Origin of the sequence: Methylomonas sp. DH-1, assembly GCF_046097555.1 — a bacterium.
In the GTDB taxonomy this organism is placed as follows: domain Bacteria; phylum Pseudomonadota; class Gammaproteobacteria; order Methylococcales; family Methylomonadaceae; genus Methylomonas; species Methylomonas koyamae.
Window position 1 is genome coordinate 2,211,072 of record NZ_CP143089.1, and the last position, 19,680, is coordinate 2,230,751.

The 19,680-nt window shown below is 59.1% G+C and carries 6 protein-coding genes and 2 riboswitches; of the genes, 4 read left to right on the forward strand and 2 right to left on the reverse strand.

What is annotated here, in order from left to right:
• Window positions 1–36: 36 nt before the first annotated feature.
• Both VXJ35_RS10380 and VXJ35_RS10385 read right to left on the reverse strand, forming a co-directional pair.
• Window positions 37–2,289, reverse strand: a complete 2,253-nt coding sequence (locus VXJ35_RS10380; RefSeq protein ID WP_064021485.1) for a hypothetical protein — start codon at window positions 2,287–2,289, stop codon at window positions 37–39.
• A gap of 55 nt (window positions 2,290–2,344) precedes the next feature.
• On the reverse strand, window positions 2,345–3,475 hold the full coding sequence (locus tag VXJ35_RS10385; RefSeq protein ID WP_064021486.1) for a hypothetical protein: 1,131 nt from the start codon (window positions 3,473–3,475) through the stop codon (window positions 2,345–2,347).
• Between the two features lie 457 nt (window positions 3,476–3,932).
• Window positions 3,933–4,014: riboswitch (cyclic di-GMP riboswitch) on the forward strand.
• A gap of 37 nt (window positions 4,015–4,051) precedes the next feature.
• Here VXJ35_RS10385 and VXJ35_RS10390 point away from each other — a divergent pair.
• From VXJ35_RS10390 to VXJ35_RS10405, 4 genes are all read left to right on the forward strand, one after another.
• Complete coding sequence (locus tag VXJ35_RS10390; protein ID WP_064021488.1) at window positions 4,052–4,822, forward strand: VPLPA-CTERM sorting domain-containing protein; 771 nt, start codon at window positions 4,052–4,054, stop codon at window positions 4,820–4,822.
• Between the two features lie 66 nt (window positions 4,823–4,888).
• Entirely contained in the window at window positions 4,889–6,493 is a 1,605-nt protein-coding gene (locus VXJ35_RS10395; RefSeq protein ID WP_157198142.1) for a hypothetical protein, read from the forward strand.
• A gap of 426 nt (window positions 6,494–6,919) precedes the next feature.
• On the forward strand, window positions 6,920–8,581 hold the full coding sequence (locus tag VXJ35_RS10400) for a ShlB/FhaC/HecB family hemolysin secretion/activation protein (protein WP_082880874.1): 1,662 nt from the start codon (window positions 6,920–6,922) through the stop codon (window positions 8,579–8,581).
• A 660-nt stretch (window positions 8,582–9,241) separates the two neighbouring features.
• A riboswitch (cyclic di-GMP riboswitch) is annotated at window positions 9,242–9,320 on the forward strand.
• 39 nt (window positions 9,321–9,359) lie between these two features.
• The gene (locus tag VXJ35_RS10405; RefSeq protein ID WP_157198143.1) at window positions 9,360–19,457 is read left to right on the forward strand and encodes a filamentous haemagglutinin family protein; all 10,098 of its coding nucleotides are present in this window, start codon (window positions 9,360–9,362) and stop codon (window positions 19,455–19,457) included.
• The last annotated feature ends 223 nt before the right edge of the window (window positions 19,458–19,680 follow it).

Below are 19,680 nucleotides of genomic sequence, written 5' to 3' on the forward strand. Positions count from 1 at the left end.
GCAGGAGCGTGGGAACGAGGTAAAACGGCCTGTGCGCTATTTTTTCGCGTCGGCAGGTTTGGCCGGAGCCGGGGCGGCGGGCTCGGTGCTGGCCGGTTCGGCCTTAGTTTGTGCTTCAGCCGCTGCCGGCGGCGTTTCCGGTTTTGGCCCGATATAGCCTTTATGCCAGGCAAACGCCGCACCGGCCAGCAAGGCCAGTAGTAGCAATACACTCGGCCACGGGCTTTTTTTCTCGCCGAACGGATCGGCCAGTTGCCGTTCCGCGTCTTTCGGCAGTTTGGCGACATCGGTCAGCAAATGGCCGAACGGAATATTGATAAAGGCCTTGGCGTTGACCGCCCAGCCGCAGGCGTCGAGCAGCGGCGCCAGGTTGCGTTGGCGCAGCTTCAGCCAGGCGATAAACATCGACGGGCCGGAAATCGCCAGCAGCACGCCGACGATTGCTAGCGGCATTTGCCACCACAGCAGAGCCATGAAGCCGCTGACCACGGCGGCCAGCGCGGTACCGATAGCGCCTATCGCCAAGCCGATTGCGGCGAAAATACCGGCAAATTTGGCGACATCGAACGGCGCCGGCGGCGCTTTACCCTGTTCGGCCTGGTTGCCGGTTTCGGCGACGCCTTTAAACGCGCCTTCGTGCGCGGCTTTGTCGCGGGCCGAGGCCGACTTTTCCAGTTGTTCGTTGACCATCCGGCCGACGCGTTTATACGGCGCCCAGAAGGCTTCGCGGATGCTGATCGGATTTTCGATGATCTTGACGATGGTCGCGTCCCAATCCAGCCCATTGCGGTCGTAAAACACGCCGTTGCGGCCGACGCGCAGATTGTCGCTGTCGCCGTCGGTGAAGGCGGCGACGATGGTCATGCTTTGGTTGTCGCCGGCGCGGCGGCATTCGCAGTAGGCCAAAAAGATTTTGCTCAATTCGGCCAACTTACTGTGCTGAGCGATGTCGTCGATTTTCACGCACAACTGACAGCTTCTGCCGTCCAGATAAAGCGTGCCGGCCTGGAAAATGGCGTGCGGTTGCGGGCAATAAAAGTCGCGGAACGAGACGAAATTGTTCAGCAGCGTGTACAGGTCGCGGTAGTAATGCTGCAAACGCACGACCGAATCGATGGCCTCGGCTTCGGCTTTGAGCGCCAGGTCCTGTTCCACCAGCGCGGCCAGCGTCGCTTGGGCGCCGCTTTCCAGCAAGAATTTGATCCGCTCCGGCCCCAAACTATCGACGACCGTAACCGGCTTTTGTTGTAGCCAAGCTTGGTAATCGGCAAACAGGCCGCTGACATCCTGCCATTGCCGATAACTCAAACTGTCGAGTTCGCCGAGCAGCGGTTGCACGATTTGGGTTTTGAACTGGCCGACGGCGTCGCGCCAGGCCGGATTCAGGCCGGCGCTCAACGGCAGCGCGGCGCCGGCAGCGATTGCGGCTAGCGGCAGTTGCGCCAGTTCGGCGTTGGCGGCGGACAAATCGGTGCCGGCCAGTTGTTCGTAGCGGCTATCGGCCGGATTCAACAATGCGGCGGCGCCGGCGTCGAACTCGGCCAGTTGGCAGCGGGTGAAAAAATCGTCGATTTTCGGTTTCAGCTTGTCCAACAAGGCTGCCGCCGCCTCGGTGTCGGCGATTTGTTTGCGGATGCGCAAGGCTTCGGCGTCGCAGTGCTGCCACCACTCGTGGTAACTGGCGGCATCTTTAAAAAACAGTTCGATCTTTTCCAGATTTATACCCGGATCGCCGCAGCGGTCGGCCACTTCGCCGCAACAGGCCATGATCTGCTCGATCAATTCGCTGCCGGCGGCGTCGGCCGCGGCTTTGGCCGGGATCACGCCGTCGCCGTTGAAGCGGGTGTCGGCGAATATTTTGGCCATGTCGGCCAGATCGTCGCTGCCGATTTCCGTAGCATCGGCCTTGCCCAGGTTTTTCAGGATTTCCTTGGCCGAGGCCAACAGTTGTTTGCCTTCCGGGTCTTGGTCGTTGATCGCCGCCAACGGCAGTACCGGTTTTTGTTGCACCAGATCGGCAGGATTTTTCAGCACCTGGCAGGCCCAACTGACCGCCGCGGTCACCTCGTGCGCCCGAATCCGGCCGTCGTGGTCGCTATCGAGCAAGTCCAGGGTTTTTTGATCGAAGAACAAGCCGTGGGTCGGGCAACTCAGCGCCGCCCACAGTTTCTGGTCCAATTCCGGCAGCGCCAGCAAATCGCTGGTCCGCTTCAACTCGACTTGATCGAAACCGCCCAATTGGGCGAAACGCCATTTATCGGCACCGGACCGGCTGGATATTTGCGGCATAAACTACCTCCTGCACTCGTTATTTTTGTTATGGGGTTCACGATTTTAGCTAGTTTTACAGGCTTAATTCGCCCGATGCAACTTGCTTAACCGGAATGCAGGCCGGGCAGGAGACTTGCAGCAATTCGCCGCTGTGGCGGTGGCGGATCGGCCGGGCCCGGCCGTCGCTTTGATTCATGGCTTGGAACAATTGGTTTTCGGCGGCGATGACTTCATGCTCGTGCTCGAACGGGTACAGCCCCGGCGCCAGACCGCCGCCGGCGATGAAATGCTCGCTGTCCAGCAGCATCAGTTTGGCGTGCAGCAATTCGTGCAACAAGGCGTCGGCCGGCGCGATGCTACAGGCCGGCGTCGCCTCGCAGCCGGGATCGCCGAGCAATTGCGCGCCGAGGCGGGTATCGAAATGGATGGTGACGCTGGCAATGCCGAATTGGTTGCCAAAAGCCACGGTTTGCCAGGTGCCGGATTGGTAATTCAGCTCGATTTTTTGGCCGCGCAATTGTTCGATCAGCGCCACGGCCTCGGGATAACGCGAAAAGTATTCGGCGATGGTTTGCAGATCGGCGCCCAGTACAGCCGGGTCGCCTGATTTTTTCCGGTAGACCTGATTTAGAAACTGGACGATGTCGGCCGCCGCTACCGAGTCGGTTTGCAAGGCGGATTGTTTTTGGCTGTAAGCGGCCAGTACTTCAGCAGCCGAAGGCGGCCGCCGCTGGCGCAAGCGGATCACGCCGTCGCCGCTATTGCCGGCAACCCCGGCTTGGACGGTCAGCGCCGGCGCGGGCAATTGCCGGCCGCCGGCCACGACCTTGACCGCTTGCAATTCGTCGGCGCCGACGCTGCGTGACACTGCGCTGAGGCCGATACAAAAACTCAATACCAAACCCAATCCGCGCCGGCGATTGCCGTCGGCCCAACCTTGCGCGCCGCGCCGGGCGTCTTCTTTCAGATACAGCGCATAGCGCTCGGCGATGGCTTGCAGTTCCGAGAATGCGGCCGGGTGGGTTCGGCTCAAGTCGGCCCGGCAGACCAAGGCTGGGCGGCCGTCGATTTGGCACGGGTGCAGGAAATTGCAGTGGCTGTGCTGCAGATACCAGCGGTTCAGCGCGCCGGCCAAGCCGGATAAATCGCCGATTTGCGGCTGCGCGCCTTGAAAGGCCTGGTGCAAAAGCTCGATTTCAGTCATGCCGGAAAGCTTGGGTAGGGGGCTGGTGGTCTGCGGCGACCCGGCGCCGGGTCAGTCAGTTCGCCACTGTAACAGCGGCGTAACTTGGCCGGCAAGCCTCGCCGCCAGATACCGTTACCGCGGCCGGCTCAAGCCGGCAAAGCCGATTTGCCAAGCGATACAACGGCATAGCCGGCGCCGGCACGGCCGATTCCGCCTGCCGTGTAATACGTTTGTATTACGTTTCATCAAACTGTAACCGACGCGTAACGAAAAACGCCGATTTGAACTGGAATAATTTGCCGCAACTGGAACAGCGCCGCAGGGCGCGATGGTTCATCGAGTTTACGGATCGGCTAGGGATCAGGGACGGCACGCAGACGGAGCGGCGAGGGAAGAGGTTAGGGAGTAGGCAGCGGTAGCAACAACGGTAGCGGGGAGAGCGGCGCCATTTCGGTGCAAAAGTAGGACTTAGGAAGCGTGTAAAAGCCAAACCCGTCGCGAGGTGGGGACGGAAAGCCACGGATGTTGCCGCCAGGCAAGATGGCCGGGTTGTCACCTTGTGTATTTATAGTTTTTTAAAACATGAGGCTAAAAATGAACAAATTCTCAAAAACTTTGGTTGCGGCCGCGCTGTTGGCCGGCGCCGGTGCGGCTAACGCGAGCATCGCGGTTCTGGGCTCGAACGATTCAAGTCGCGAGTTGTATTTTCAAGCGTACGACAGCGTTCAGAAGAAAACTTACAGCCTGGATTTGGGTATCACTTTGGCGGAGTTGGTTAACAACTACACCAGCGAGACTTACAACATCAGCCGCGATTTGAGCAGCGATGCTAACTGGACTGCGTTGACTTCGGTAGCGAGCTACAACCCATCTAATGTGCAATACGTGTTGGCAGTGGGCCGCTCTTCGAAATTGTTCATTACCCAAAAAGAAGGCAATGCTTTGCCGGCTTATGACGCGCCGCTGACAACCAGCGGTGTGGCGACTGTCATCACTAACCACGCTCAAGAAATCAACGTCGGTTTGGAAAATAATCCTGCGCTGAACGTCAGCAAACTGGTATCGGACACTGATGCGCCGAAATCCGGTCAATGGTCTTCCGGTGCTAACTTGCCGGACGACATTTGGGGTACGACCGGCGGTTCCGCTGCCGCAGTCGCTTTCGGCCAAAAAGCCGATTTCTGGTATGCGCAAAGCACCAACGTAACCAAAGCCGCCGGCCAATGGCTGCTGTCCGGCAACACTCTGGAATACAAAGTATTCCCGGTCAGCCAAGTGCCGCTGCCGGGCGCGGTCTGGATGTTCGGCGCCGGCCTGATGGGCATGCTGCGTGCGACCCGCCGTAAATGGGCGGTTGCCGAGTAAACCGCTTCACGGGCGGCGGCTTGTCCGCCGCTCGCTTTCCAGTTTTTATCCACACGAGACATGACCATGAAAAAATTAGTTTTAGGCGCGGCTATTGCCGCGGCAATGTTCGGTGCGGCGGCGCAAGCGGCAATTCCGACCATCGACCCAGCCAACACCCGCGTGTTGTACATCTCCGGCGCTTCTGCCGCGGCGACCTTCATCGACAAACTGGTGACTTCAACCAACGTCGATGCGACCGACCGCATTTGCGATCCGAGCAGCCAAGTCTACCGTTTCAGAGACACCGGCAATACCGAACAATTTGCGATCTATTGCAAGGCTAATAACACCGGTGCGGTCGGCGTGAAGAACCCCAGCCTGCCGACCGGCGCGGCCAACGCCAATCTATTGATTTATAAAGTTAACACCGGCGGTTCCGGAACCGGTGTGACCCCAGTGGCTCAAGCTACGCCTCTGGCTTTCTTGAACATCACTAGCGGTTGCACCGAAAAGAATGCTGGTAACTTGAGCACTCCTGCTGATATTGAATGCACCAATATCAACAACAACCAAATCCCGGATATGGGTTTGTCCGACGTCGATCCGATCCAGTTCAGAGGTAATAATGCGATCAACGGTGTCGATATCAGTGCCACCGATGTTGCCAAACTGACCGTCAAAGCCGCTGCGGCGTTGACCTTCGGCGCCCCGGTAACTTGGGATTTGTATAGAACCTTGCAAGCCGCACAAAAATCCACCAACGATCTGCCGGCGTCTTGCTTGATCGGCGATAGAACTGAGACTTGTATGCCTAGCCTGACTTCGGCGCAAATCGCTTCTATCCATGCAGGTAAATGGGACGAATGGAATGCGTTGAAAGTTGGTAACAGCGCAACTGCGCCAGGCTTGCACGACTGGGCTTTAACCCAAACCACTGCAGTTCCTGCCTTTGGCGGCGGCAACGTTACCATAGCCGATCTGGCACCAGTGGACGCACCTTTCCTGCACACCTGCCGCCGAGACGTTGGTTCAGGTACCCAGGCTCAATCCAATATTATCTTTTTGGGTGACGGATGTTCCGATGCTGCAACTGCACTGCCGCCGGCTAATGCTACCGATGCTGACTTCGCGGAAGGTGATGGTGTTGCGATTATTCATTCAAACACCAGTACCGGTCGGGTGGATTCCTGCTTGCGCGACTTGCAAAACGGTAACGATGCGGTTTCCGGCTTTACCAACGATTGGGGTCACCGTTGGGCCATCGGTATTTTGTCTTTGGAAAAAGCTAACGCAGCTTACGAGTTCGTCAAAATCGATGGCGTAGCGCCGACCTTGGCTAACGTAGTCGAAGGCAAATACAAAGATTGGGCGGAAAATACCTTCCAATACCGTAACAACACTTCGTCAGCTCCGTTGGTCGGCGACAAGAAAACTCTGGCCGATGCGATCATCAAATCAGCCGGTGCGCCGACGGTGATGGCCGATTTGAATGGCGGTTTCGTTCATACCTTCGGTAACGGCGCTTTCTTGGCGGTACCTTCCAACTTTGCATCGGTTAACGGCAGTTTCGATTCTGCTAGACCGGTAACACCATACAGCCATGCTGTGAAAACCGGTGCTACCACCTTCGCTCCGGCCAACGCTTGCCGTGTACCGACCATCTGGGGCGGCGGCGCAGGCCAACTGTAACGGGATTTTAAAATAGCCGGGGCAATCCCGGCCGGAGCCAGGGACGGCTCCAAACCTGCAAAACCAGCCGTTTTCGGACGGCTGGTTTTGCTTTTTTGAGGGGCTGCTGCCCCCGCAAGGATTTCGTTACAAATAACTTCCCCCTTTGCAAAAGGGGGATCGAGGGGGGATTTATAAAAAATCTCCCCCAGCCCCTCGGCAACTGCTCCATGCGTTGCTCTACCTTCTGCATCCAAGCAGTCGTCTTTGTCAAAGAGGGGGCAATAATCGCGTCATTCCGAACAATTCGAATTCCGTGAAGTTATTTGTATCCATGTCCAAGCGAATGGTAACAGCACTGTCATAAAGTTTTAACGTGGCGGCAATAGAATTTGCCGTTATCGGTTTTCAGCGGGAAAACCGGGCTTTGGAAAACGACATCGACTTATGCAGGACACCGGAACGATAGCGCGCAGGCCATGGCTCAGGCTGGTTTGCGCTACAGCAACCCTGTTGGCGGTTGCGCAGGCGAATGGAGCGGAAGTACAGACAACGGCGGCAGCGCCGGAGCAGGCCGCCGCGGTGCAGGGTGCGGCCGAACCGCAAGCCCCGGCTACCTTCGATTTGCTGGAATTGCGCGTTAAAGGCAGTACCTTGCTCGACAAAAAACAACTGGAACGCACCGTTTACCACTTCCTCGGCCCCAACAAGAGCATCGACAACGTCGAAGCCGCCCGTGCCGCGGTGGAAGACTTGTACCGGACCAACGGCTACCAAACCGTCGCCGTCGATATTCCGGAACAGGACGTCAAGAACGGTGTGGTCTATTTGCAAGTGGTGGAAGGCAAGGTGTCTCGCTTGCGGGTCAAGGACAGCCGTTATTTTTCGCTGGGCAAGATCAAGTCCGGCGTGCCGGAATTGGCCGAAGGCAACGTGCCCAACTTCAAGGCTATGCAACAGCAATTGACGCAACTGGCCGGGCAGAGCCCGGACCGGCAGATCGTGCCGGTGTTGCGCGCCGGCGAAACCCCCGGCACGCTGGAAGTGGATTTAAACGTCAAGGACGAACTGCCGTTCCACGGCAAGGTGGAATTGAACGGCCGCAATACCTCCAGCACCTCGCGCTTGCGCTTGGTGTCGTCGCTGCGTTACGACAACCTGTGGCAGGAGATGCATAGTGCCTCGTTGATGTACCAGGTGTCGCCGGAAAACACCGCGGAAGTCGACGTTTGGGCCGGCACCTACGCCATGCCGCTGTTCGACAGCGACAGCCGGCTGGCGCTGTATGCGGTCAGTTCGTCGTCGAATGCGCAGATCGCCAATGCCGGCGCCTTGTCGGTGATCGGTATTGGTAACATCTACGGCGCCCGGCTGGTCAAGCCGTTGAAGCCGGTGGCGGACTATTTCCATACCGCGACGCTGGGCATGGACTACAAGGACTTTCAAGAAGATTTGAATCTGCTCAGCGCCGATTCGATCAAGACGCCGATCAGCTACCTGCCGTTTCTGGCCCAATACAGCGGCAGTCTGCGCGGTGCAGAATCGTTCACCAGCTTCGATCTGGGTTTGCATGTTTCCTTCCGCGGCTTGGGCAACAACCAGAAGGAATTCGAGAACAAACGCTATCTGGCCAAAGCCAATTACATGTTTTTGACCGGCGATCTGAAATACCAGCATGACTTGCCGCTGGGAATGGAACTGTACAGCCATGTTGCGGCCCAGGTAGCCGATACGCCACTGATTAGTAACGAGCAATTTTCGCTGGGCGGCGACGAAAGCGTACGCGGTTATTTCGAGACCCAGGCGTTGGCCGACGATGGCGTGTTCGGGTCGGTGGAATTGCGCTCGCCGCATCTGGGGCCGAGCGATTGGGAGTTTCTGAACAAATTCAAGTTGCTGGGTTTTCTGGATGTCGGCCGCGGCTGGATCAAGAATGCGTTGCCGGGCAACGTCCGCAGCAATTTCCTCAGCGGCGGCGGCTTCGGTGTGAGGTTTCAGATGTGGCGCAAACTCAGCGGAGCGCTGGATGTCGGTATTCCGTTCACGACACTGGCGCCGGTGCAGAGCGGCGATCCGCGCGTGCATTTTAATATTGCTACCGAGTTTTAAAACAGTATTTCCCGGAGTTTTGTAATATTTCGGTAATTATTGGCGGTCTATTTTTTATATATGTTTAGCGGTTGAAGTCTGTTATGTTTTTCTAGTTTAAATATTTGATATTGTCATAATTTCGTCATAAATATTATTTAATACCTTGGTGCAGTTATTAAATCCGGTTGAGTATTTAAACTGTTAGGGCATGATTTTTTCGAATTGCCGTGTTTTCGATTCGGCGGCTATATATGGCGCTGGCAAAGTTGAATTTAGCTTTGCTGTTGCAGATTCGATTATTTAGAAAATAGGGTTCGGATCGGGTGTTGAATAAATCCCTGTTTTTTTAAAGGTCCTGTAGGAGCAGGCCATGTCTGCGACAGAAGCCGTTTGATCGCGGGCACGGCCCGCTGCTACCGTCGATAACTTAACGACATTGGGACAAGCCGGAACGGGATTTAATTTTAGAAGTTTCCAGCAGAGAATCCGAATTATCGGATTCGTAGGATCAGCTCGGGCCGGTTCGTAATATTGAGTTGATAAAAGTTGGTTTGGGATGGCTATTCAGCCAAAACCAATCTTTTGCGGAAAACGATTTACCGGCCTGAGAAATCGGCGCTAGGCAGAACGCCGTAAACAAAGCCGAACGAACAAGTTTCAGGCAGGTTTTTTAATTTTTATTGCAATTGCCAAACCCGTTGCGAAGCGGGGACGGAAAGCCACGGGTCTTGGATGTCGAGACAGCCGGGTTGCCGCCAGTACGCTGGTGAACTTAACCGATCGAGGCAACCGAGACATGGCTAAATCCGCGGCATTTCCACGGCAGACATCCTGCGAACCGTTCCGACTGAATCCTTTGGTGGCCTGCGTCCGCTTGGCGCTGACCGGCGGTATGCTGGTTGGCGGCGCCAATCCGGTTTGGGCCGAATTGCCGATTCCGGCGGCGACCTGGGTCACCAGCGGCGCAGCGACCAGCCAAGTGATCGGCAATACCCTGCGGATCGACCAGACCACCGACAAAGCGATTCTGAACTGGGACCAGTTCAACGTCGGCCGGGAAAACACCGTGCAATTCGTGCAGCCGAACAGCCAATCGATCGCTTTGAACCGGATCAACCAGCACGATCCCAGCCGAATTTTCGGCCAGATCGTCGCCAACGGCCAAGTCTACCTATACAACAAAAACGGGTTCGTGTTCGGCAAGGATGCGGTGATTAATACCAACACCGTGGTCGCGACCACGCTGAACATCAGCGACGAAATATTCAACCGCGGCATTACCCGGGTATTCGACGAAAACAACAGTGCGGCATTGGCGATAGAGCCGATGGCGCCGGGCGATACATTGGACCCGAAGACCGCGAAAATTCTGATCGAGGCCGGCGCCAAAATTTCCACCGATAACAACGGCCGCATTATCATCGTCGCGCCCGAAATCGAGAACCGCGGCACGCTGAGCGGCGGCAAGCAGGGCCAAATCATCCTGGCCGCCAGCCAGGACAAAGTCTATTTGCAAACGGCGAACAAAGACGATCCGTTCGCCGGTCTGATCGTGGAAGTGGATACCGGCGGCAAGGTCACCAACGCCACGTCCGGTAACATCAGCGTGCGCCAGGGCAACGTGACGATGGCCGGCTTCGTCGTCAACCAGCAAGGCCGGGTCAGCGCCACTACCTCGGTCAACGTCAACGGTTCGATCCGCTTGCAAGCTGCCGAAAAGAGCGGTGTGCTTGGTTCGCGTCTGGTGGCGACCCGTACCGACCGCGCGGCCGATGCCGGCGACGGCCTGGGTACCAAGGCGACCGTGACCTTCGGCGCCAACAGCAACACCGAGATTGTGGCCGACGCCGAGGGCGGCAGCGCCGCCGACGGCCAAGTGCAGCCCGATTCCTATCTGGCGGCGACGGCCAACACTATCGTGGTCGAGGGTGGCGCCAGCATCAAAGTCCCTAGCGGTAAAGTCAACTTGACCGCGACCGACAATCTGGCCAAACCCAATTTGGGTACCAAGGGCAGCATCCGCGTCGACAGCAACGCGGTCATCGACGTTTCCGGTTATAAAAACGTCGCGGTGGCGATGGAACGCAACGTCGGCGAGGTGTCGGTACAAAGCTTCGATTTGCGCGATGCGCCGTTGCAGAAGTCCGGCGTGTTGAAAGGCAAAACGGTTTACGTCGATTTGCGCGGCGACACCCAAATCGTCGATACCGCCGGCGCCAAGGACCGTATCAGCCGCAGTATTCAAGAACGGCTGGCCGAGGGCGGTACGATTACGCTGACCTCCGGTGGCGACATTGCCGTCAACCAAAACGCGAAGTTCGACATATCCGGCGGCTCGGTCAGTTATGCCGGCGGTTACGTCAATACCACCAAGTTAATGAACGAGTACGGCCAGATCGTCGATATCGGCGACGCCGACCCGAACGACCATTACATTGCGGTATTGGGTGTGGTGAACCAGACCCACAAAAAATGGGGTGTGGAAAAGACCTATAACTTGTTGGGCGCCGGCTCCTTCGCCCAGTTCGAACGCGGCTACAGCGAAGGCAAAAGCGCCGGCAATCTGAACATTCAGACGGCACAACTGGCCTGGAACGGCGATTTGGCGGCCGGCTCTCAAGCCGGTATCTACCAGCGCGATTTGGCGAAACTGCCAGGAGCCGGCGAATTCAATATCGATTTGGCGCTGTTTTTGTCGGCGCAGGATGTTAAGTTGCAAACGGCGCCCGGCGCGGTTCGGATCGCGGCGGATCAAGACTTCCCGCTGCAAGGCAACGGCCGGCCGGCGGATTTGCTGATTTCCACTGCCAAACTGGAACAATCCGGTGTTGGCAAGTTTTCGTTAAAAACGCTGGGTAGTGCCACGGTCGGCGCGGACGTTGCGATTGCGATGCGGCCCACCGGCAGCCTGAATCTGGAAGCGGGCAGCGTTAACTTTGCCGGCGATTTCAAAGCGGCCGGCGGCAGTATTACGCTGGCGGCGTCCAACAACGCCAAGTTGCCCGGTTCCGGCGGATTGGTGCTGGCTGAGACAGCCGATTTGGACGTATCGGGATTATGGGTCAACGATCTGCAAAAGGGCTTCGATGCGGCACCGACCGATGCGTTGGCGCTGGCCGGCGGTAAGGCTACGCTCAGATCGCAAGGCGAGTTGACGGTCGCCGCCGGTTCCCGGATTCGGGCCGACGGCGGCGCCTGGTTGGCGCTGAACGGCGAGCTTAAGGCCGGCAAAGGCGGCGATATCACGTTGGCAGCCACGGCCAGCGGCTTGAGCTACCCGGTATTGAGCGTAGCCGGCGAAGTGTCCGCCTATGGTCTGGAACAGAACGGCAGTCTGACGTTGGAGAGCGGCAAGATCGTGGTCGGTACCCCGGCAACCGGCGAGGCCGATCAAGCCTTTGTGGTCGGCCACGGCGGCTTCGACGCCTCGCGTTTCGCCGCTTTCAATGCGGTCAATCTGGTCGCCAATACGGCCGCCGTCACCGTCAAATCCTCCACAGATCTGAATCTGCGCGCCAAAAACCTGGAATTAAGCGCCGACTACCAAAACCGGGCCACCGGGGCCGGGATGCGCGGCTTTAGCCGCATCGTCGATTTGCCGGAACACATGCGCCAACCGATGGCGGTCAAGTTGCAAGGCTTTACCGAAGTGGCTTTGGAAACCGGCAGTGCGATCCGCGCCGATAAGGGTTCCAGCATTAGTCTGGTCAGCTCGGCCGGCAGCATTTACGTCGACGGCACCGTGCAAAGCGACGGCGGCAAAATCAACTTGACCGCGACCTCGGTCAACGATCAGGAATACGACGACAAGCAGGTGATCTGGTTGGGTACGCACGCGAAATTGCTGGCGCAAGGTACCACCCGTTTGAACCCGGCCGACGTGTTCGGCCGACGCACCGGCGTGGTGTTGGACGGCGGCGAAGTCGTGTTCGATGCGTTGCGTGGGGCGGTGGTGTTGGAGAACGGCTCTTTAATCGACGTTTCCGGTACCAGCGCCGAACTGGATATCCAGCAAAAAGGCAATCCGTTGGCGAATAACTTCGCCCGGCAGCGCATTGCGTCTAATGCCGGCAAGGTCAAGGTCACCGCCGCCGAGGGCGCGGTGCTGGAAGCCGATTTCCGCGCCAACGCCGGTTCGCCGTTAGCCCACGCCGGCAAGCTGGAACTGGCGCTGGACCGTTTTCGCCGCAACCCGCCGTCGCTGCCGGAAATCCCGTTCCCCAGCAATCCGCTGGTAATTAATGTCAGCCAATCTTCCCGGCGCTCTTCGAACCAGGAGCCGGTTTACGGCGAGCCCTTCCCGCTGGAGCTGAACGGGCAAATGTCGCTCAGCGTCGACCGCTTCGCCGCCGGCGGCTTCAGTGACTTGAGCCTAACCGCGGACCAGGTTGTATTCCACGGCAGTGTCGAGCTGCAAGCCGGTGAGCGCATCAAAATCGACGCAGCCAAGGTCAACGCAGTCGGCATCGACGGCCAGGCCGCCGACGTCGAGTTGAATACCGTATTCCTGCAAATCGGTTCGTCGTTGAACCGGACTGTGGCCGACACGGCCGACACCGGCAACGGCCGTTTTAGCGGCAATGCGCAATGGATACAACTCAACGGTGCCACCCAATGGAACGGCTTCGAACGCGTTGCGCTGAACAGCCAACACGATTTGCGTGCGGTCGGCATCCGCGAATCCGGCGACCAGCGCGATTTTATCGGCGGTTTGGTGACCGCCGCCGATTTGTATTTGCAGGCCAGCCAGATTTATCCGACCACCTTGAGCAATTTCACGTTCGCGGTCAAAAACAACGCCGACGGCAAAATCGTTATCATCGGCAACAATACCGACACCGATAACACGCCGCTGTCTGCAGCCGGCCAGTTGACCTTCGATGCGCCGGTGATTCGCCAGGCCGGTGCGATCAAAGCGCCGATGGGCACGATAACCCTGAAAGCCGACCGCGAATTGACGCTGGAGCAAAACAGCCTGACTTCGGTCTCGGCTCGCAACATGAAATTCGACGCTGCCAGCCAAACCTGGGTGGCCGGCGCGGCTATGACAATTCCGTTCGGCGTGACCCAGGGCGGCCTGGATTGGCTGTATCCGCTGGACGACGCCGGCCGCAAGCTAGTATTCGATACTGCACCGGAAAAACGGCTGGTGTTGTCGGCGCCCGATATCGATATCAAAACCGGCAGTACGGTGGACGTAGCCGGCGGCGGCGATTTGCTGTCCTACGAGTTCCAACCCGGAGCCGGCGGTTCCTACGATTATCTGCAAGCGGGCAGCCCGTCTTACCAAGGTGGCTTTGCGGTATTGCCCAGCCTGGGTTCCGATCTGGCACCGTTCGACCATTACGAAAGCCAGTATTTGCCTTACGCCTTCGGTAGCAAAATTTATCTGGAAGGCGGCTCCGGCTTGGCGGCCGGCGAATATGTGATTTTGCCCGCACGTTATGCGCTGCTGCCCGGCGCTTATTTGGTGACGCCGCAAGCCGGTACCCTGGACTTGCCCGCCAACCAGGCCACGATAGACGGCCGGGCCATCGTACCTGGGTACATGGTGCAAGCCGGTACCGGCATCCGCGACGCGCGCAGCAACGGTTATTTGATCGAGACCGGCGCCGACGTGCGCATGCGCTCCAGTTACGACATTCACACTGCCAACGATTTCTATCGGCAACGGGCAATCAAGAACGAACAAGCGGTGCCGCTGCTGCCGAAAGACGCCGGCCAGATTTCGTTGGTCGCGCAAAACCAATTGGTCATGGACGGCAAGTTTCTGGTCGAAGCGGCCAACGGCGGACGGGGAGCGAAGATGGATATCGCCGCCAACCGGATCAGCGTGGTCGAGCAACTCAGCCTGGCGCCGGCAGCCGGCGTGCTGGAAATATTGGACAGCGACCTCAGTGCGTTGCAGGTCGATAGCTTGTTGCTGGGCGGCGCCCGCAGCCGTAGCCAAAGCAAAGCCGGCGAAACCGATATCCAGGTCACCGCCAGCGAGGTGGTGTTCGGCGAGAACGTGGATTTGAGCGGCCCGGAAATCATGGCTACCGCGACTGGTTTGATCGACGTGCGCGCCGGCGCGGTGCTGGCGGCTGACAGCGCTGCCAACAGCGGCGACAGCGTGTTGAACATCGCCGGCGACGGCGCGATTCTGCGCGTGTCAGGCGACAAGCAAGTAGTCTTCAACCGCAGCGAGACTTCGGCCGATGCGGTCAGCGGCGAACTGCGGGTTGCGGCCGGCGCTACCCTGAAATCGGCCAAATCTATGCTGTTGGGCGCGACCCGCTCCACCCAGTTGTTGGGCGAACTGGAAATGGACGGCGGTTCGCTGAACCTGAGCGCCAATACCATTAACCTCGGCGAAGTCGAGGCATTGGCCGGCGCCAACGCTCTTAACTGGTCGAACCGCAAACTGTCTGCACTGGCCGTCGACGAGTTGGTATTGACTGCGCGCGACAGCGTCGGTATCTACGGCAATCTGCATATGGTCAACGCCGACGGCTCGGCTGCGCTCGATGAGAACGGCGCCACCCGTGCGATCCATTTCGGCAGTTTGACCTTGAACGCGGCCGGCATTGCCGGATATGGCGCCAGCGGCGACCGCGCCCAACTGTCTGCCGATAGCCTGACGCTGCAAAACAGCGCCGGCGCGCAAAGTTTGCGCAGCGGCAGCGGTAGCGGCGGCTTGGCCTTAACCGCCGATAGTCTGAAAGTCGGTGACGGTAGCTTCACAATCGATGGTTTTGCCGCGGTCGGCGTCGAGGCGGCTAAAGAATTTAGAGCGGCCGGCCAAGGTACGCTGAAAGTCGCTGCCGACCTGAATCTGGCTGCCGGCGTCGTGACTGCCGACGGCGGTAGCCGGATTACGCTGGATGCGGCCGGACACGATGCGGTCTTCACCGCGCTGGATAGCGACGCTGCAGTTGCCGGCGGCTTGGGCGGGGCGATTCGTGCCGTTGCCGATAGCATCGACTTTAACGCCAAAGCGGTACTGGCTTCCGGTGCGCTGGAATTGCAAGCCTTGACCGGCGACGTAACCATAGGCAGCGAGGCCGATATCGATCTGGCCGGCCGTAGCGTGCGTTTCGCCGACCAAAACCACTACACCGCCGGCGGCAGTTTTAAAGCCGTGGCCGACAATCGGCGGGTTGTGCTGCAACAGGGCGCCGCGATCGATGCCGACAGCGGCGGCGGTAACGCCCAAGGCGGCGACATCGTGTTAAGGGCGCCGAACCAGGCGTTGCTGTTGCAAGGCCAAATCCACGCTAACGGCGGCAGCGCCATGATCGAAGTGGACCGCTTCGATGCCAGCGCCGATTTCGGCCAGTTAATGGCCATCGTCAACAATGCCGGGATCGACCGTTCCATCTACTTCCGGGTGCACAACGCCAATATCGATCAACAGGCCGGCAACGTTATCGCCGCCCGCAAGGTGACGTTGGCCAGCGATAACGGCAGCGTGAGCCTGGCCGGGACCATCGATGCCGATGCGGCCGGCAATGGCGGCGAGATCAACATTTACGCCGGCCACGGCATCGCGCTGAAAAGCGGCGCCGAGGTGTCGGCGGTAGGTATCGGCGACGGCGCCAAGGGCGGTAAGGTATTGCTGTCTTCGACCGATGCGGATCACGACGGGATCGCTATTGCGTCCGGCGCGAACATCGACGTATCCGGCAACGGTGCGGCCGGCGGCGAGGTTACACTGCGGGCCAGACGCACAGCGGACGGTATCGATATCCGGCAGGTCGGCGGCACGGTAACCGGCTATACCAAGTTTTACGCCGAAGGCGTCCAGGTGTATGGCAATTCGGCGCTGGGCGACGACGGCGAAATCAATGCCGCCGACATCGAACAAATCAAGCAGGATACCGCGGCCTATATGACGGCGCAGACCATGCAAAACGTCGCCGCGCTGGCGCCGGGCTTGCAGTTGCTGGCCGGCGTCGAGATCGATTACGACGGCAATCTGGCCTTGCAAGACCGCTGGGATTTGGCCGATTGGCGCTACGGTAACCTGGCAGACGGCAACGTCTGGAACGACACGCCGGGCCGCTTGGTGATTAAAACCAGCGGCGATTTCAACGTGAACCAGTCGCTGAGCGACGGCTTCAAAACCGAGCTGTTCCGCTATCCGGCCGCGACGGGTACCGGCACTAACACCGCGCGTATCGTCGATAAATTGCAGGGCGGCGAATCGTGGTCCTACAACATCGTGGCCGGTGCGGCCGGCGGCAGCGCCGATTTCAACGCCGTTGCCGGCAGCGGTGGTTTGAATATCGCCGAAAACACCGTGATCCGTACCGGTAGCGGCGACATGTGGATCGGTGCGGCCGGCGACATCAGTTTTGCTGCCGGTTCCGCTTCGGTCTACAACGCCGGCCGGCCGACAGACACCACGCCGTTCGGCAACTTCAAAGACCGTTTCATCGGTACCGCGTTTTATACCGAGTATCCGGTAGACGGCGGCGACCTGACCTTGGCGGCCGGCGGTAATATCAACGGTGCGGTAACCGACAACAACTTCAACAACTGGCTGCTGCGGATCGGCAATTGGACCGCGGAAGGCAGCCATGCGCAGGAACGGCCCACGGCCTGGGGCGTGGCGCTGGGCTACATTACGACCGGCGGCGGCAATAACGTCGCCAAGGGCAACGCCCCGTTCTTCCAGCAAAACGTCGGCTCGTTCGGCGGCGGTAACGTCAACGTCGTCGCCGGCGGTTCGATCAGCAATCTGGACGTGATGATGCCGACCACCGGCAAGCAGGTCGGAACGCCGAACAATACCGACAACACCAATCCGAACCGGTTTTATACCAACGAGGTGCAAGTCAGCGGCGGCGGCACGATGCAGGTCAATGCCGGCGCCGATATCGTCGGCGGTAACTACTATCTGGGCAAAGGCAGCGGCGCCATTGCCGCCGGCGGCAAGATCGCTGCGGCCGACGCCTCTGCCAAAGGTCCGAAGTTGTTGGTCGGCGATACCCGGCTCGATGTCAGTGCCCGCGCCGGCGTGGATTTGTCCGGCGTCTCCGATCCGATGATTCTGCACAGCGGCGATGTCAACTTTTTCAGTTACAGCGCGAATAGCGGCGTCAACGTCGAGTCGCTGGCCGGCGACGTGGTGTTGCATGCCGACGGCAACGTATTCGGCCCGCCGGATTCCATCGTCAGCAGTGCCCAGGCCGAACTGGCCCGGATTTATCCGGCGACCTTGAATGCCGTGGCGGTAACCGGCAGCGTGCGTATCGCCGACAAGATCGTATTGTTCCCGGCACCGGCCGCGCAGCTCGGCATTTTGGCTGGCGCAAACATCACCGCGGAGCAGGGCACGCAATTGTTCATGTCCGATTTCGACGTTAGCCTGCTGCCGACCGCGGTGTTGCCGGTGAAAAAAGACGAGGACGTGATGGCCACCATCGGCGCCAATATCGCCGAATCGCACGCGACCGAGCCGGTGCATGCCGCGGATACCTCTCCGGTACGTTTGGTCACGCGCACCGGCAATATCGAAAACATCATTTTCACGCTGCCGAAACACGTGTTGTTGAGTTCCGGTAAGGACTTGTTGGACGTTTCAGTCGCTGCGCAGCACGTTGCTGCCGACACTGTATCGTTGATCGAAGCGGCGCGCGATATTCGTTACAGCTCGCTACGCAGCCCGAATACCGGCATTCTCACCCCGAACCAGAACAAAATCGAAGTGGCCGGCGGCGGCGACGTGTTGGTCAAGGCCGGCCGCAATATCGATTTGGGCGCGTCGTCCGGGATATCCACCACCGGCAATCTGTTCAATACCAGCCTGGCCGAGCGCGGCGCCAATTTGCATATCCTGGCCGGCGCCAACGGCGAACTGGATTACGCCGGCTTCATCAAGAAGGTCATGCTGAACAATCCGCAATACGCGGCCGAGTTCGATAAAGCTAACAGCGTGATTTTGACGTTCATGCGCCAGCGTTTGCACGACGATACGCTGGACCGAACGGCTGCGCTGACTGCGTTCGCCGAGTTGAGCAGCCGCGATTTCGTCGAGATACAACCGCAATTGAACGCCGCGTTGTTACCGGTGCTGTTCGATGAAATCAAGGCGTCCGGCACGGCATCGGCCGGCACCAGCGATCTTGGTAACCAGCGCGGTTTCGATGCGATTAACGCCTTGTTTGCCGGTAGCGACTGGCAGGGCGATCTGAGCATGTTCTTCAGTAAGATCCATACGCTGGATAACGGCAACATCAATATCCTGGCGCCGGGCGGCCAAGTCAACGTCGGTTTGGCAGTGTCCTTTGCCGGCGAGAAGGACGAGTCCGAGCTGGGTATCGTGGCCTGGCGCGAAGGCGATATCAACGTCATGGTCCGCGACGACTTTTCGGTCAATACCTCGCGGGCTTTCGTATTGGACGGCGGCGATATTCTGGTGTGGTCGTCGGAAGGCAACATCGACGCCGGCCGCGGCGCTAAAACCGCGCTATCGATTCCGCCGGTCGAGCCGACCTACGATAAGAACGGCAATTTGACCAGCGAGCCGCCGGCCATCATTTCCGGTAGCGGTATCCGTACGGCGGCCAACTCGGCCGGCCGGACTCCGGGCGACGTATTCCTGTTCGCGCCGAAGGGCGTGGTCGACGCCGGCGAAGCCGGTATCGGCGGCAAGAACGTGTTCATTGCCGCGACTGCGGTACTCGGCGCGCAAAACATTCAGGTCAGCGGCGTCGGCACCGGCGTGCCGGTCGCTGCGACCGGCAGCGTTGCCGCCGGTTTGACCGGAACCAGCAATCTGAACGCCGGCGTCAGCCAGATGGCGGAAAGCTCGGTCAACAACGGCGTCGGCAAGGACAACGGCAACTCGATCGCCAAGGCGATACTGGGCATGCTCAGCGTCGAGTTGTTGGGCTTCGGCGATTAGCCACGTAGCGGGCGGCAGCGAATCCAGGCTGCAAGGATCGCTTGCAGCTACCGTCCCTGGCGCTGGATGCCCGCGTCCTGCGGGCATGACGGCACTTGGTGGGTTCCCACCGCCCTCCGTGGGAACCCGTACCGAGTTGACTGGCCGGTAGGTATTCCCACGCCGTCACGTGGGAACGAGGCGAGTCCGGGCCGCGATTGGAGCGGTCGTTAAATTTCACGAA

Bases quoted from the DNA above. Each gene is read 5' to 3' on its own strand.
- VXJ35_RS10395 (WP_157198142.1), top strand. From the start codon at position 4,889: ATGAAAAAATTAGTTTTAGGCGCGGCTATTGCCGCGGCAATGTTCGGT.
- VXJ35_RS10405 (WP_157198143.1), top strand. From the start codon at position 9,360: ATGGCTAAATCCGCGGCATTTCCACGGCAGACATCCTGCGAACCGTTC.
- VXJ35_RS10385 (WP_064021486.1), bottom strand. From the start codon at position 3,475: ATGACTGAAATCGAGCTTTTGCACCAGGCCTTTCAAGGCGCGCAGCCG.
- VXJ35_RS10390 (WP_064021488.1), top strand. From the start codon at position 4,052: ATGAACAAATTCTCAAAAACTTTGGTTGCGGCCGCGCTGTTGGCCGGC.
- VXJ35_RS10380 (WP_064021485.1), bottom strand. From the start codon at position 2,289: ATGCCGCAAATATCCAGCCGGTCCGGTGCCGATAAATGGCGTTTCGCC.
- VXJ35_RS10400 (WP_082880874.1), top strand. From the start codon at position 6,920: ATGCAGGACACCGGAACGATAGCGCGCAGGCCATGGCTCAGGCTGGTT.